Genomic DNA, 14,805 nt, shown 5'->3' with positions numbered 1-14,805 from the left:
AGCCAGATCTTGAAAGCATTGCCCGCTTTCGGAGGTTGCTTCGTCGCTGCGCTCCTCGCAATGACGGGGCTTGTGACGGTGGTTGCGGATCTTTACTGGCTGCGTTCGGCCGCGTGCCTTGTTGTGGCTGGCACCGGTTCGGCATCTGGTGTTTACGGAGCCTTCGTCCGGCCGCCTGCCACGCGCTCTCTCGCGAGCGCACCGCGAGGTCCTTTCTTGCTTGTCCAAGAAAGGACCCAAAGAAGGACACCCGGATTCCGCCCGGGAACCTTGCTCCAGGGCCCTCGGACCGGCGGCGCTGAACTCGCTACGCTGCGCTTCGCTCAGACATCCAGCGCCTTCTCCCGGCCCGAGGACCCTTCCGCAAGGGGCTGCATACGGGAGGGGAAAGTCAAAACAGGCGGCATCCCGTAGGGTGCGGTTGAGCCCAGCGAAACGCACCACTCCCAACGTCGTGCGAAACCCTGATGCGATTCGCTACGCTCATCGGCATCCTACGAAAGCCCCCGGCGCCCGCTTCGCGGGCGCGGCACGCCATGGCCAAAGGCCGAGGGTGCGAAGATGTCCGAAAGCCTAGCCATCATCTATTAGCCATAGCGCTGGGATAGCCGTTGTTTTGACCTGCCTCCCCGTTGTCGTCGCGCCGAGTGGAGAGGCTTTTCGCGGGATTCAAGGCGCTGGATGTCTGAGCGGAGCGGAGCGTGGCGAGTTCAGCGCCGCCCGCGAAAAGCCTCGGAGCGAGGGAAACCCCGGCCCGCGCAGCGGGCCGGGGTCGCGGCAGTCGGGCGTGTTTCTTGGGTACTTCTTTGCACGAGCAAAGAAGTACCTCGCGGTGCGCTCGCGAGAGAGCGCGTGGCAGGCGGCCGGACGAAGGCACCGTAAACACCCGATGACGAACCGGGGCCAGCCACCACAAGGCGGCTGGATTGGGCCCCGTAAAAGGGACGTCGCTGTGCCGACTTGCCGTAGGCATCATGCGAGTGAATGGGGGAGCGCCCGACAGCAGGATTTGCGAGACTGAAGGCATGGCGATGAGGAAGCGGATCACGATTGGGCTGGTGGTGCTGGCGGGGGTGGCCGCACTGGTGTGGGCGCTGCGGCCGCAGCCGGTGCCGGTGTCGCTCAGCGAGGTGCACAAGGGCTCCTTCGAGGAGACCGTGCGCGAGGAGGGGCGTACCCGGCTGCGCGACACCTACACGGTTTCGGCGCCGATTGCGGGCTATCTGCATCGGGTAGCGCTGGAGGAGGGCGACGCGGTGGCGCTGGGCGATACGCTGTTCCGCCTGGAGCCGTTGCCGACGCCAGCGCTGGATGCGCGCTCGCGCGAGCAGGCGCGCGAGAACCTGGCCGCCGCGCGTTCGCGGCTGCAAAGCGCGGAGGCGAACCTGGAGAACCTGCGGGCCGAGGCGCGTTTTGCCGAGTCCGAGTATCGCCGCCACCAGGAGTTGTTCGACCGCGGGGCGGTGTCCGCGACCGAGATGGAGCGCATGGAGACGATGCGCGACCGGGCGCGTTCCGCCGTGCGCGCGGGCGAGTCGGCGGTGGAGGTCGCGCGCAGCGAGATCGAGAGTGCCCGCGTGGTGCTGGATATCGCCAGCGGCCAGATGCCGGAATCCGAGGCGGATTCCCTGTCCGTGCGTTCGCCCGCCGAGGGCGTAGTGCTGGAGCGCTACCGCTGCTGCGAGGGCACCATCGGCGCCGGCGAGCCGGTACTGGTCGTCGGCGATCTGGACGACCTGGAGGTGCAGGTGGACCTGCTGTCGATGGATGCGGTGCGCGTGGTACCGGGGATGCGCGTGCGCCTGACGGACTGGGGTCGTGACGCGCAGCTGGACGCCACGGTGCGTCGGGTGCAGCCGTTCGGCTTCACCAAGATCTCCGCGCTAGGCGTGGACGAACAGCGTGTGCCGGTGATCCTCGATCTGGATGCGGTGGAGGCGCGCCTGGCCGGGCTGGCCGTTGGCTACCGCGTGGAGGCCGAGTTTCTGCTGTGGGAGGGCGACGACGTGCTGCAGGTGCCGACCAGTGCGTTGTTCCGCGACCGTGGCGACTGGTCGGTGTACGTGGTCGAGGACGGCCGTGCGGAGCCGCGACGGGTCGAGGTGGGCCGCCGTTCCGGGTTCACGACCCAGATCCTGGAGGGCCTGGAGGGGGGCGAGCGCGTAGTCACCCGCCCGGGCGACCGCGTGCAGGCCGGTACCCGCGTCGTCGAAAACTGACCTGCCGATGGTCGAAACCCCGAATGCCTCGCCCGAGGCGCTGGATGACCTGCTGAGTCCGCTGGATGCCGCGCTCGCCACGTGCGGTGCGGCCGTGCTGGTCGCAGAGCCGGGGGCGGGCAAGACCACGCGGGTGCCGCTGCACCTGGCGGATTCCGTATCCGGGGGGCGGGTCATCGTGCTTCAGCCACGCCGCCTGGCTGCGCGCATGGCGGCCACGTTCATGGCCGCGCAGCGCGGCGAGGCGGTCGGGCAGACGGTGGGTTACCGCGTGCGCGACGAGCAGAAGGTCTCGGAGAACACCCGCGTGGAGCTGGTCACCGATGGCCTGTTCCTGCGCCGCATCCAGGCCGACCCGCTGCTGGAGGATGTCGGCGCCGTCGTGTTCGACGAGTTTCATCTGCGCCGGCCCGAGGCCGAACTGGCGCTGGCCTTCGCGCTGCAGGTGCGCCGGTTGCTGCGCCCCGAGCTGCGGATCGTGGTGATGTCCGCCACCCTCGACGACGAGGCCGTGGCGCGACTGCTTGCGGGGCCGGAGGCGGACCCCGTGCCCGTGCTGCGGGCTCGCGGGCGACAGTTCCCCGTGGAGGTGCGCTATGCGGCGCCGAAGAAGGACGCCCCGCTGGCCGACGCCGTGGCGCAGGCGGTGCGCGAGGCACTGGAGGCCGAGCGGGGTTCGGTGCTGGTCTTTCTGCCCGGCGAGCGCGAGATCCGCGAGGTCGCTGAGCGTCTGGGAGAGACCGTGGAGACACCGTCCGGCCCCGCGCGGGTGGCGCCGTTGTTCGGGCGGCTGTCGGCGGAGGAGCAGAACCGCGCGGTGCGCCCGGCCCCGCAGGGCGAACGCAAGGTGGTGCTGGCCACCGACATTGCCGAGACCAGCCTGACCATCGAGGGTGTGCGCGTGGTGGTCGACGCGGGGCTGTCGCGCGAGCCGCGCTTTGATGCCGCGACCGGGCTTTCGCGGCTGGTGACGGTCGCCGCCTCGAAGGCCGCGGCGGAACAGCGCGCCGGCCGTGCCGGGCGGACCGAACCCGGCGTCGCGATCCGGCTGTGGGCCCGTGCCGAGGAGGTACAGCGCCCGGACTACGCGACACCCGGACTGCAACAGGTTGATCTGCTGCCGCTGGCCCTGGAGCTGGCGGGCTGGGGCGAGGCGGTGGCCGAACTCGACTGGCTGGAGCCGCCACCGGCGCACGGCATGGCCGCCGCGCAGGCGATCCTCGCGGAGCTGGGCGCGGTGGATGGCGAAGGACGGATCACCGATCACGGCCGCGCCCTGCTGCGGCTGCCGACGCATCCGCGCCTGGCGCACATGCTGCTGCGGGCGCGCGAGCGGGGACTTGCGCGTCTGGGCTGCGAGCTGGCGGTGGTGGTCGAGGAGCCGGGGATGGCCGGGCCGGGTGCACCGCTGGAACTGGGGGAGCGCCTGGTGCAGGCACGGCGTGCGGGTGGCCGCGCCTGGAAAGCCGGGCTGCGGCGGCTTGAGCAGGCCCTGGCGCGGCTGGACGACAGCGCCGGCGCAGCAGAATCCGTACTGGACGAGGCTGTGGCGCTGGGGGTGCTGGCTGCGCTGGCCTGGCCCGAACGCATCGCGCGGCCACGCGGCGGGCAGGCCGGGCGCTTCGTGATGGGCAATGGCCGCGGGGCGTTGCTGTCGGAGCGCGAGCGCCTGGCGCATGCCGAGTACCTGGTGGCGGTGGATTGCACCGACGCCGAGCGCGAGGCCCGTATCCGCTGCGCGGTGGAGCTGGACCTGGCCGCGCTGGAGCGCGAGGCCCCGGAGCTTTTCCACCGCGAGACGCGTTGCGACTGGGTGGAGGACGGGGCGCGGCTGGAGAACGCGCGCATCCGCCGCATTGGCACGTTGGTGGTCGAGCGGCAGATGGTCGCGCTGGACGACCCGGCGTCCACGATCCCGCGCTGGTGCGAGCGACTGCGCCGCGAAGGGCTGGCGCTGCTGCCGTGGGATGACGCGGCGACCCAGCTGCGTGCACGCATCCAGCTGCTGCATCAGGTGATGCCGGAGGCGGGCTTTCCCGACATGGGTGACGCCGCGTTACTGGCCGGTCTCGAGGACTGGCTGGGGCCGTACCTGGCCGGAATGACGCGGCTGCGCGATCTGGGTCGGCTGGGCCTGGCGGCGATCCTGCGCGCGCGGCTGGACTGGGAGCATCAGCAGCGACTGGAGCGCGACGCGCCGGCCCGTATCGCGGTGCCTTCCGGTTCCGCCCACCGGGTGGACTACACGCAGGACCCGCCGGTGCTGGCGGTGAAGCTGCAGGAGGTGTTCGGCCTGACGGAAACGCCCGCTGTGGCCGGAGGTCGCGTGGCGCTGGTGCTGCACCTGCTTTCGCCGGCGCGGCGCCCGGTGCAGGTCACCCAGGATCTGAAGAGTTTCTGGGAGAACGGCTACCCGGAGGTGCGGCGCGAGCTGAAGGGCCGTTACCCGAAACACCCGTGGCCGGAGGATCCGTGGAATGCGCCGGCCACGCGGCATGCGAAGCGGCGTGGGTAGGCAGTTCAGGTTTGGCGGGGGCTTCGCCTGCAAGCAGGCTCCCACAGAGGTCAGCACAACGCGGGACGCCGCGCGTGACCCCCTGTGTCGTCATCCCGGAAACCGCGGAGCGGTTATGCGGGATTTCGGGCGTCGGGGTGGCCATGGCCGCGGAGATCCCGGCTCTTCGCTGCGCTGCAGGCGGGATGACGCCGGGGTGATGGGCGCCAGGCAGCACCTGGGGCGCGGGGTGGTGGGGACGATGCGGCGGGTGGCGTTCTCGGGTAGTGTCGCGTTCAGTGCTGTTGCGAGTCCCGTGCGAGGAAGCGAACCCCGATGCTGAAGTTTCTGACCGTGATCCTGATCCTGCTGTTCGTCTGGTGGCGGGTGTCGCGCTGGATGGATGTACGCCGCCGCCGCGCGCGAGGGGAGGATGTGTCCTATCAGGTGGACGTGAAGGGGTTTCGTCCAATCACGGTGCTCAGCGTCATCTTCCTGCTGCTCTACGGCGGCTACGTGATCTGGTTTGCCCTGACCGAATGGGTGGATCTGCTGTAGCGCCGGGCCGACCGGCGAGCGGTTACTCGATCCCGAGTTTCTTCAGGCGGTAGCGCAGCTGGCGAAAGCTGAGGCCGAGCAGGCGTGCGGCGGCCGTGCGGTTGCCGCCGGTCTGTTGCAGGGCGGTGGCAATGGCCTGGCGTTCCTGCGCGGCGAGCTGGTCGTCCAGGGCCCGGTCCTTCTCGTTCCGGGTGTTGTCCGCGGGGCAGTCGGAGATCCCGTCGGTAGCGGGTTCGGTGCCGAGACCGTTGGCCGGCAGGTCGATGTTGTCGGCGTGGATCAGCGGGCCCTCGCACAGCGTGGCGGCGCGTTCCAGGACGTTCTCCAGTTCGCGGACGTTGCCGGGGAAGCTGTGTCCCTCCAGGGCCGCGAGGGCATCGGGCGCCAGCTCCAGGTCGCCGGTTTGCCACTGCTCGCTGATGCGTCTCAGGATGCGTGTGGCCAGGCGCGTGATATCGCCGCGGCGGCTGCGCAACGGTGGCACCTTCAGTTCGATCACGTTCAGGCGGTAGTAGAGGTCCTGGCGGAAACGGCCCTCGCGCACGGCCTTCTCCAGGTCGTGGTGAGTGGCGCTGAGGATGCGTACGTCCACCGGGATCTCGCGGGTGCCGCCGACCGGCTTGATGGCGCGTTCCTGGATGGCGCGCAGCAGCTTGACCTGCATCGGCAGCGGCAGGTCGGCGACCTCGTCGAGAAACAGCGTGCCGCCATCGGCGGACTGGAACAGGCCGGTGTGGTCCTGGGTGGCGCCGGTGAAGGCGCCCTTGCGGTGGCCGAAGAATTCGCTTTCCATCAGCTCGCTGGGGATGGCGCCGCAGTTGACCGGCACGAACGGCCGCTCGGCGCGCGGGCCGAGGCGATGGATCTCGCGGGCGACCAGCTCCTTGCCGGAACCGGACTCGCCGGAGATGAACACCGGGGCCTGGCTGCGCGCCAGCTTGTGGATGGTGGCGCGCAGCCGCTGCATGGGTTCGGACTGGCCCAGCAGGGGGCTGTCGTCGGGGGTGGCCGGGGCGGCATCGTCATCGGACGCGTCGGGACCCGGGCTTCCGGTCTCCAGGCGCAGGGCCGCGTCGATCAGTTCGCGCAGCTGCTTGAGATCCACTGGTTTGCTGACGAAGTCGAAGGCCCCCAGCTTCAGGGCCTGCACCGCCGTATCCACGCTGCCGTGGGCCGTGATCACGGCCACCGGGAGTTCCGGACGCTCACACTGGATATGGCGGACGAGATCCAGCCCGTCGCCGTCGGGCAGGCGCATGTCGGTCAGGCACAGGTCGAAGTCGCGCTCGGCGATCAGGGCCCGCGCCGGCTCCAGCCGGGTGGCCGTGGTGGCCTCCAGCCCCATGCGGGCCAGGGTGATCTCGAGCAGTTCGCAGATATCGGGCTCGTCGTCCACGACCAGCACGTGGCGGATACTCATGCGCCTTGTTCCTTTGGCGAATCGGCTTCCAGGGGAGCGAACAGGATCCGGAAACAGCCCCCGGTGGGTGTCCGGACGTACTCCAGCGAGGCCCCGTTGTTTTCGCACAGCATGCGCGAGATGTACAGGCCGAGCCCGGTCCCCCCCGTGCGCCCGGAGACGAACGGCTCGAACAGGTCCTTTTCCTGCTCGGTGGAGATCCCGGGGCCGGCGTCGATCACGTCCAGGCTGACGACGCGCGCGACCTGGCCGGCACCACCGCGCAGCACGATGGGCGGACTGTCCGGCGTGTCGTGGCCGCCGTGGATGCGTGCGTTGGTGCACAGGTTCCACAGGATCTGGTTGAGCTGGGAGCGGTCGAACTGGATCTCGGAATCTCCCGGTTCCACCCGGGCGTGCAGGGTCTCCCGGGGGAGTTGCAGCGCGCCGCAGAACTCCTCGGCGAAGCGGTCCAGGGACTCCTGCAGGTTCAGCCGCTCGCGCTCGCCGGTCTCCCGGCGCGACAGGCTGAGGACATTGGAGATCAGTTCGTTCACCCGCTTGCTCTGGTTGTTGATGATGTCGAGCAGGCGCTGGTCGTGGGGCTTGAGATCCGGCGATTCGCCCAGCAGCTGGGCACTGTGGCTGATGGCGCCCAGCGGATTGCGGATCTCGTGGGCGATGCTGGCGGTCAGCCGCCCCAGGGCCTGGAGCTTGCTGGCCTGTGCCTGGCGCTGGAGTTCGCCGGCATCCTCGAGGATCAGCAGGGTGCCCTGGTCCCCGCGGTCGCCCAGTGGGGCGAGGCGGATCCGCAGGGCCGGCTGGTCGCGATCGCCCGGCAGCTGCTGGCTGGTGTTGGGCATGCCGTTTCGCTGCCACTCGCGGATGACCCGCGCCACGGAGGGCGACAGCGACGACAGGTGCCGTCCCGGCCGCGGTGGCAGCAGCCGGCGTGCGGCCTCGTTGATGGAGCGGATGTAGCCGTCCGGATCGACGGCGATCACGCCGGCGCTCATGCGCGCGATGATCTGCGCGTTCAACTCGGCCAGGTTGGCCAGATCGGCCTCCTGGCGCTCCACCTGGGCGCGGGTCTCGCCGGCGTGGCGGGCAAAATGGCGTGCCAGTAGCCCGGCCGCGAACAGGGTGGCGCCGAGCAGCCCGGCCTGGGTGATGGCGCTTTCGCTGGTTTGCAGCAGCAGAGCGCTGACGAGTTCGGCCAGCAACAGCGCCAGGGTGGCGATGGCGGCCAGGCTCAGGGCGAATCGCGCACTGGAGAGCAGCACGGCGGCGACCAGGGCGGGGACCAGCAGCAGGCCGATGCCGGTCCCGACCCCGCCGGAGACGACCAGCAGCGCGATCAGGCCGACGCCGTCGCCGGCGCCCCCGATCAGGGCGATGCGGCTGAGGCTGGTGGTGTCGGGGTTCTGGGTGCAGCGCCAGGCGAAGGCCGCGGCGGCCAGGGCGAAGGCGAGATACCCGGTGGCGATGACGGCATAGAACTGGGGCGCCACCACATGCAGGCCGAGCGGTGTATCCGGAAACAGCCCGAGCAGGAGCAGGACTGCGGCGACAAACACCCGGTAGAGCGCAAACAGCCAGGCGGATCGCCGGGTGTCGGCGTCGATTGGCGTGTTTCCCCCGGTATGGTTACCCATGGACGGGGCTCAGTCGTCGTCGGAGCGGGAATCGGCGTCGGAGCGGCTGCGGTCGACCTCGGCATGCTGGCGCGAGCAGTACAGGCGGTCCCCGTCGCGGTAGGCCTCGGCCTCCGGTACGTGCACGCCGCAGAAGGCGCAGCGGATCACCGCGCCGCCTTCCTTGAGGCGCTCAGGGCGCTCTCCCTGCGACACCTGCTTGCGGTTGCCGCTGGAGCGCACCAGAGTGCGTACCGCAAGGAACACGGCGACGATGGCAACGATCAGGAGCAGCAGGCGCATGACGGGATTCTAGCCGGTATTGCGCATGCCCGCGGCGATGGCGTTGATCGAGCGCAGCATAGGCGACAGCCACGGGTTGTCGGCATCGTCGTCGGCTTCGGCGTCGAACTGGCGCGACTGGCGCAGCAGGTGGATCTGGATGCTGTTGAGCGGGTCCAGGTACGGATTGCGCCGCTGCAGGGAGCGCGCCAGCAAGGGCGTCTCGTCCATCAGGGCGTCCAGCTGCGCGACCCGCAGCACCTCGGTCACGGTGCGGCTGTGTTCCTCGCGTACCCGGGCATAGATGCGCTCGGCCAGTTCCGGATCGCTGCACAGGCGGGCATATTCGGCCGCGGTGCGCATGTCGGCCTTGGTCAGGGCCATCTGGCAGTTGGACAACAGCGAGCGGAAGAATGGCCACTCCTGGTACATGCGCTGGAGCTGGGCCAGGCGTTCGGGATCGTCACCACGCCAGCGTTCCAAGGCGGTGCCGATGCCGTACCAGGCGGGCAGGGTGTGGCGGGCCTGGGCCCAGCCGAAGACCCAGGGAATCGCGCGGATGGAGCTCTTGGAGCGGTCGGTCTTGCGCCGGTGTGATGGGCGCGAGCCGATGTTCAGGAAGCCGATCTCCTGCACTGGGGTGATCTCGTAGAAGTAGTCGAGCACGCCGTCGGTGCGGTCGATCAGTTCGCGATAGGCGTCCTCGCCGCACTCCGCGAGATCCTGCATGGTGGCGCGGTAGTCATCGCGATCCTGGCGCGGTGGCCGGATCAGGCTGCGCGAGGCGAGCATGACGCCGGTCGCGCCCATGCCCAGTTCGTACACCGCGGTCTCCACGTTGGAGTACTTGTACGACAGCACCTCGCCCTGCTCGGTGAACTTGATGCGCCCCTGCACGGTGGCCGGGGGCTGGGCGAGGATCGATTCGTGGGTCGGGCCGCCGCCGCGCCCGACGGTGCCGCCGCGGCCGTGGAACAGCTGGCAGCGCACGCCGAAGCGGTCGGTGATGCCGACGATCTTCTTCTGTGCCTCGTAGAGGTTCCAGCTGGAGGCGAGGATGCCGCCGTCCTTGCAGGAATCCGAGTAGCCGAGCATCACGTCCTGGATGTTGCCGGAGGCGGCCAGCAGCCGGGCGTAGACCGGATTGGACAGCAGGCCCTCGAGGACGTCCTCGACGTGCAGCAGGTCCTCGATGGTCTCGAACAGCGGCGAGATGCGCAGGTGGCAGAACGGCTGGCCCTGCTCGTCGTCGCCTGCCAGGCCCGCCAGACGGCCCAGCAGCAGGACCTCCAGCACATGCGAGGCGGCGTGGGTCATGGAGATCACGTAGGTGCCGATGCCGTCCGGGCCGACCTCGCGGCGCATGCCCCGGATGACCTCGAACACGCGCAGGGTCTCGCGGGTGGTCTCGCCCAGGGCCTCGCGGTCCAATTCGGCCAGCTTCTCGGCAGCGATCAGGTCACTCAGGGTCTTCTGGCGTCCGGCCTCGTCCAGCGCGGCGTAGTCGGTGTCCGGGGCCAGCTGGCCGAGGATCTCCGCAACGGCGTCGGTGTGGACGGTGGATTCCTGGCGCACGTCCAGGTGGTGCAGGTGAAAGCCGAAGGTCTCGACCAGGCGAATCAGGTCGGTCAGCGCGCCGCTGGCGATATTGCGGTCCCCGTGACTGATCAGCGAGTTGCGGATCAGTTTGAGGTCGTTCAGGAAGGCCTGGGCATCGGCATAGGCGCTGTTGGTCGGCAGTACCGCCGCCTCGCCGTGCACCCGGCGGACCACGGTGTCCAGGGTCTCGCGCAGGCGGTAGCGCATGATGTAGAGCTTGCGCCGGTAGGGCTCGCTCTCGAAGCGGTCGGAGGCGCCCTGGAACACCGCGTTGGCGATGTTGGCGTCGGAGTCCAGGCTGTCGAGGAATTCCTGGGACGGCTGGCACATGAACGACGAATGGGTCAGCACGTTGCGCAGGTGATTGACCCGCTTGATGTATTCGCGCAGCACCTGTTCCATCGCCAGGCGACAGGAAAGCTCGGTGACCTCGGGGGTCACGTTCGGGTTGCCGTCGCGGTCGCCGCCGATCCAGGAGCCGAAGTGCAGGAAGGCCGGGATGCGCACCGGCAGGCTGCCGTCCGGGTTGACGCCGTAGATGCGACGGATGGCCTTCTCGAGGAAGCGATAGGACTGCGGGATCGCCTCGAACAGGCTCTCCTCGAAATAGAACAGGCCGTACTTGATCTCGTCCTGGACCTGCGGCTTCTTCACCCGAACTTCGTTGGTGCGCCAGAGGAGCTGGATCTGGGTCTCCAGTTCCTCGGTGATCAGCCGGCGTTCCTCCTCGCCCAGACCCGGCTGGTTCAGCCGGTCGGCGGTCTCGAAGACCCGGCGCTGGTTCTCCATCGTGGTCCGGCGGCGGGCCTCGGTGGGGTGGGCGGTGAATACCGGCTGGTAGTGCAGCTCGTCGAGCAGCCGCTCCAGTTCCTCGGCGGTGACGCCTTCATCGTGCAACTCGCGCAGGGTCTGGTCGAAGGAGCCGGTCCACAGCGGTTCACCACTGGAGACCTGGGCGCGGCGCCAGCGGTAGAACAGGTCTTCCTCGGCGATGTTGACCAGGCTGAAGTAGATGCTGAAGGCGCGGATTACGCGCTCGGTGAGCGAAGCGTCGAAGTCCGTGATGTCGGCCATCAGCTGGCGGCGCAACTCCGGGTCCTCGTCCTTGCGCAGGCTGACGAAGCCGCGGCGCAGCTTTTCCACCGCGTCGAAGACGGCCTGGCCTTCCAGCTTGTGGATCACGTTGCCCAGGAGTTCCCCGAACAGGCGCACGCGGGCGCGCAGTTCCTTGTCCTTGGGGAGGAATCGGTCGTGTTGATCGCTTCGAGTCATATCGGGCCTGTGCGTGCAGGACGACGATTGCCGCTGCCTGGGCTTGCCGTTTGGGGTCGGGAAGTCGCGAAAAGCACGCGATTATAGCGCAGATGCCGCCTTCGCACGCCGGCTGCGGCGCGGGAGCTGTTCGCGGTACAGGGCGAGATAGGCGTCGGCGCTGGCGTTCCAGCCGAAGTCGCGGGTCATGCCGTTGCGCATCAGCTGCTCCCAGCGCCCGTCGCCGCGGGCGGCGTGCAACTCGAGGGCCCGCTCCAGGGCGGCGCCGAGCGCGGCGATGCTGTCCGGCGTGAAGCTGAAACCGGTCGCGGTGCCGGCGTCGAGGTTCTCCGGCGTGGCATCCACCACGGTGTCGGCCAGACCGCCGGTGGCATGGACCACCGGCGGGGTACCGTAGCGCAGGCTGTAGAGCTGGTTGAGCCCGCAGGGCTCGAAGCGCGACGGCATCAGGAACAGGTCGGCGCCGGCCTCGATCTGGTGGGCCAGGGGCTCGTCGTAGCCGATGTGCACGCCAACCCGTCCGGGGTAGGCGCGCGCGAGGGCGCCGGTGGCGTGTTCCAGGTCCTTCTGGCCCGAGCCGACGAGGGCGAGCTGGATGCGTCCGGCCTCCAGCAGCGGGGTGCAGGCGGCGTGCAGCAGGTCCACGCCCTTTTGCTCCACCATGCGGCCGACGTGCCCCAGCAACGGGACGTCCGGGTTCGGTTCCAGGCCCATGCGGGTCTGCAGCGCGGTCTTGTTGGCGGCCTTGCCGGAGAGGTCGTCGGCGCTGTAGCGCGTGGCGATATGACGGTCGCGCGCCGGGTCCCAGTCGCGGTAGTCCACCCCGTTCAGGATGCCGTGCAGGTCCTCGCTGCGGGCACGCAGGACGCCGTCCAGGCCCATGCCCGAGGCCGGGTCCTGGATCTCGCGGGCGTAGGTGGGCGAGACCGTAGTGATGGCATCGGCGAAGACCAGGGCCGCCTTCATGAACGAGAGCTGGTCGTGAAACTCCAGGGCCTCCGGGTGCCACAGCTTCGCGGGCAGGTTCAGGTCTTGCAGCGTGCTCGCCGGGAACAGGCCCTGGTAGGCCAGGTTGTGGATGGTGAACACGGTCCGCGGGCGCTCGACGCCGGTGCGTTCCGGGTCCAGCAGCAACGGGACCAGACCGGTTTGCCAGTCGTTCAGGTGGACCAGCTCCGGCGCCCAGTCCAGCCCGGCCTCGTCGCGTGCCAGGGCCACGATGGCGCGGGCGAAGCCGGCAAAGCGCTGGGCGTTGTCCGGCCAGTCCATGCCGTTGCTGGCACTGTAGGGGTTGCCGGCGCGCTGGAAGTATTCCGGCCAGTCGACCAGGTAGACCGGCAGCCGGGTCCCCGGCAGGTGGCCCTCGAGGAGCTGCCACGGGGCGCCCTCCGGGCCCGGGCGCGGGGTGGCATCCACCAGGTTGCGGCAGGCCTCGGGATAGCCCGGCAGTACCAGGCGCACATCCTGGCGCCGGCGGCGCAGGGCGGCCGGCAGGCTGGCGCTGACATCGGCGAGGCCCCCGGTCTTGACCAGACCGTAGGCCTCGCTGCTGGCGAAAAGGATGCGCATGCAGAAAATCCCCAAGTACGGAACCGGCGGCGCCGGATGACTTTCTGTTAATTGTAACGCAGGGGCCGGGGCGGCACTCTGGGACAAGGACAACCGAGGAAACAGGATGACGGCAGGAATGGACGCGGCGATGGACAGTGCCTTGCGGGTCGAGGCCCGCCGGCTGGAGGACGAGACGCTCCGCGAGCTGTTCGCGCGCGATCCGGATCGCGTGCAGCGGGACGTGGAGGAAGTTGCCGGTTTGCGCCTCGACTGGACGCGCCAGCGCCTGGACGGTGCGGCCTGGGATGCGTTGTTCGAACGCGCCGCGGCCTGCGAGGTGCCGGAGGCGCTGCGCGTGCTGTTCGCCGGTGAACGGGTCAATACCACCGAGGGACGGGCGGCGTTGCATACGGCCCTGCGCCTGCCGCGCGAGGCGCGCTGCGAAGTGGATGGCGTGGACGTGGTTCCGCAGGTGCATGCGCAGCTCGACCGGGTCGAGACGTTCGTGCGGCGGATCCACGACGGGGCCCATCGCGGCTACAGTGGCCGCCCGATCCAGCGCGTGGTGAATATCGGCATCGGGGGTTCCGACCTCGGGCCGCGCATGGTCTGTCGGGCGCTCGCGCCGTATGCACGGGCGACGGCCGAAGGTGTGCCGCTGACCGTCCAGTTCGTCTCCAACGTGGACGGCGCGGCGCTCTCCGCGGTGCTGCGCGAGGCCGATCCGGAAACCACGCTGTTCATCGTCGCGTCGAAGACCTTCGGCACCCAGGAGACCCTGACCAATGCCCGTGCGGCCCGCGCCTGGCTCCTGCGGCATGCGCCGGACGACTCGGCCGTCGCGCGCCACTTCGTGGCCGTATCCACCGCGCGCGACCGGGTAACCGCGTTCGGCATCGACCCGGACAACATGTTCGGATTCTGGGACTGGGTCGGCGGGCGCTATTCGGTGTGGTCCAGCATCGGGCTGCCGGTGGCGCTGCTGCTGGGCATGGACGGCTTCCGTGCCTTTCTCGGCGGGGCTCATGCCATGGACGAGCACGTGCGCCAGACGCCGGTCTCCAGCAATGCCGCGGTGCGCATGGCCCTGGTGGACCTGTGGAACCAGAATCTGCTGGGCTCGCAATCCCGTGCGGTGCTGCCCTACGACGAGCGCCTGTCACTGCTGCCGCCGTATCTGCAGCAGGCGGAGATGGAGAGCCTGGGCAAGCGCGTGGGGCTGGACGGTCAGGTGGTGAGGGACGACACCGGCGCGGTGGTCTGGGGCGCGGTGGGCACCGACGGCCAGCACGCTTTCTTCCAGTTGCTGCACCAGGGCACGCGTTTCATCCCGGCCGAGTTCATCGGAGTGGCCCGCCCCGAGCATGATCTGCCGGCGCAGCATCCGCTGCTGATCGCGAACCTGGTGGCGCAGGCCGAGGCACTGGCGATGGGCAAGGACGAGGCCGCGGTGCGCGCTGAGATGGCGGCGGCCGGACAGTCGCCCGACGCGATCGACGCGCTGGCGCCGCACCGGACCTTCCCCGGCAATCGGCCGAGCACGCTGATTTTGCTGGAACGCCTGGATCCGGCCACGCTGGGTGCCCTTATCGCCCTGTTCGAGCACAAGATCTACGTGCTGGCGACGTTGTGGGGCATCAACGCCTTCGATCAGTGGGGGGTGGAGCTGGGCAAGCAGCTGGCCGGTCAGGTGCTCGAGGATCTGGCGCCCGGCGCGACCACCGGCGAGCACGACCTTGCAACCACCGCCACGCTCGACTGGCTGCGCCCGCGGCTTACGCCGCGGGACTGACCCGC

At 69.5% G+C, this 14,805-nt stretch carries 9 protein-coding genes and 1 pseudogene; 4 read left to right on the top strand and 6 right to left on the bottom strand.

Annotated elements, in window-relative coordinates; translation table 11 throughout:
* Positions 1–323: 323 nt before the first annotated feature.
* Positions 324–584: pseudogene (locus F817_RS14825) on the bottom strand (hypothetical protein).
* Between the two features lie 441 nt (positions 585–1,025).
* On the opposite strand from F817_RS14825, the gene F817_RS0104410 reads away from it, so the two are divergent.
* From F817_RS0104410 to F817_RS0104400, 3 genes are all read left to right on the top strand, one after another.
* Positions 1,026–2,219: an efflux RND transporter periplasmic adaptor subunit gene (locus tag F817_RS0104410; protein WP_024326520.1), complete on the top strand. Its 1,194-nt coding sequence runs from the start codon at positions 1,026–1,028 to the stop codon at positions 2,217–2,219.
* Positions 2,220–2,226: 7 nt separating this feature from the next.
* On the top strand, positions 2,227–4,734 hold the full coding sequence (gene hrpB / locus F817_RS0104405; protein WP_024326519.1) for an ATP-dependent helicase HrpB: 2,508 nt from the start codon (positions 2,227–2,229) through the stop codon (positions 4,732–4,734).
* 315 nt (positions 4,735–5,049) lie between these two features.
* The gene (locus tag F817_RS0104400) at positions 5,050–5,271 is read left to right on the top strand and encodes a hypothetical protein (protein ID WP_018938018.1); all 222 of its coding nucleotides are present in this window, start codon (positions 5,050–5,052) and stop codon (positions 5,269–5,271) included.
* 22 nt (positions 5,272–5,293) lie between these two features.
* Here the strand turns inward: F817_RS0104400 and F817_RS0104395 are convergent, their stop codons facing one another.
* The 5 genes from F817_RS0104395 to glgA all read right to left on the bottom strand — a co-directional run bounded on the left by F817_RS0104395 (position 5,294) and on the right by glgA (position 13,026).
* On the bottom strand, positions 5,294–6,691 hold the full coding sequence (locus tag F817_RS0104395; protein WP_024326518.1) for a sigma-54 dependent transcriptional regulator: 1,398 nt from the start codon (positions 6,689–6,691) through the stop codon (positions 5,294–5,296).
* The gene (locus F817_RS0104390; protein ID WP_024326517.1) at positions 6,688–8,325 is read right to left on the bottom strand and encodes a PAS domain-containing sensor histidine kinase; all 1,638 of its coding nucleotides are present in this window, start codon (positions 8,323–8,325) and stop codon (positions 6,688–6,690) included. The genes F817_RS0104395 and F817_RS0104390 overlap by 4 nt, the downstream gene beginning before the upstream one ends.
* Before the next feature lie 9 nt (positions 8,326–8,334).
* Positions 8,335–8,607 carry a PP0621 family protein gene (locus F817_RS0104385; RefSeq protein ID WP_024326516.1) on the bottom strand — a complete coding sequence of 91 codons (273 nt, stop codon included), beginning with the start codon at positions 8,605–8,607 and terminating at the stop codon, positions 8,335–8,337.
* Between the two features lie 9 nt (positions 8,608–8,616).
* Positions 8,617–11,457, bottom strand: a complete 2,841-nt coding sequence (gene ppc, locus F817_RS0104380; protein WP_024326515.1) for a phosphoenolpyruvate carboxylase — start codon at positions 11,455–11,457, stop codon at positions 8,617–8,619.
* A gap of 81 nt (positions 11,458–11,538) precedes the next feature.
* Positions 11,539–13,026 (bottom strand): glycogen synthase GlgA, encoded by a 1,488-nt coding sequence (gene glgA / locus F817_RS0104375; RefSeq protein WP_024326514.1) that lies wholly within the window; start codon positions 13,024–13,026, stop codon positions 11,539–11,541.
* Positions 13,027–13,156: 130 nt separating this feature from the next.
* On the opposite strand from glgA, the gene pgi reads away from it, so the two are divergent.
* The gene (gene pgi / locus F817_RS0104370; RefSeq protein ID WP_024326513.1) at positions 13,157–14,800 is read left to right on the top strand and encodes a glucose-6-phosphate isomerase; all 1,644 of its coding nucleotides are present in this window, start codon (positions 13,157–13,159) and stop codon (positions 14,798–14,800) included.
* Positions 14,801–14,805 lie beyond the last annotated feature (5 nt).

It is taken from the genome of Thioalkalivibrio sp. AKL19 (assembly GCF_000420165.1).
Classification (GTDB): Bacteria; Pseudomonadota; Gammaproteobacteria; order Ectothiorhodospirales; family Ectothiorhodospiraceae; genus Thioalkalivibrio.
The sequence above is the reverse complement of the archived record's forward strand: the minus strand, read 5'-3'. Positions and strand labels throughout refer to the sequence as shown.

What these genes read in the sequence shown, in the direction of transcription:
- glgA (WP_024326514.1), bottom strand. Translation starts at nt 13,026, where the DNA reads ATGCGCATCCTTTTCGCCAGCAGCGAGGCCTACGGTCTGGTCAAGACC.
- F817_RS0104390 (WP_024326517.1), bottom strand. Translation starts at nt 8,325, where the DNA reads ATGGGTAACCATACCGGGGGAAACACGCCAATCGACGCCGACACCCGG.
- F817_RS0104400 (WP_018938018.1), top strand. Translation starts at nt 5,050, where the DNA reads ATGCTGAAGTTTCTGACCGTGATCCTGATCCTGCTGTTCGTCTGGTGG.
- F817_RS0104410 (WP_024326520.1), top strand. Translation starts at nt 1,026, where the DNA reads ATGGCGATGAGGAAGCGGATCACGATTGGGCTGGTGGTGCTGGCGGGG.
- F817_RS0104385 (WP_024326516.1), bottom strand. Translation starts at nt 8,607, where the DNA reads ATGCGCCTGCTGCTCCTGATCGTTGCCATCGTCGCCGTGTTCCTTGCG.
- pgi (WP_024326513.1), top strand. Translation starts at nt 13,157, where the DNA reads ATGGACAGTGCCTTGCGGGTCGAGGCCCGCCGGCTGGAGGACGAGACG.
- F817_RS0104395 (WP_024326518.1), bottom strand. Translation starts at nt 6,691, where the DNA reads ATGAGTATCCGCCACGTGCTGGTCGTGGACGACGAGCCCGATATCTGC.
- ppc (WP_024326515.1), bottom strand. Translation starts at nt 11,457, where the DNA reads ATGACTCGAAGCGATCAACACGACCGATTCCTCCCCAAGGACAAGGAA.
- hrpB (WP_024326519.1), top strand. Translation starts at nt 2,227, where the DNA reads ATGGTCGAAACCCCGAATGCCTCGCCCGAGGCGCTGGATGACCTGCTG.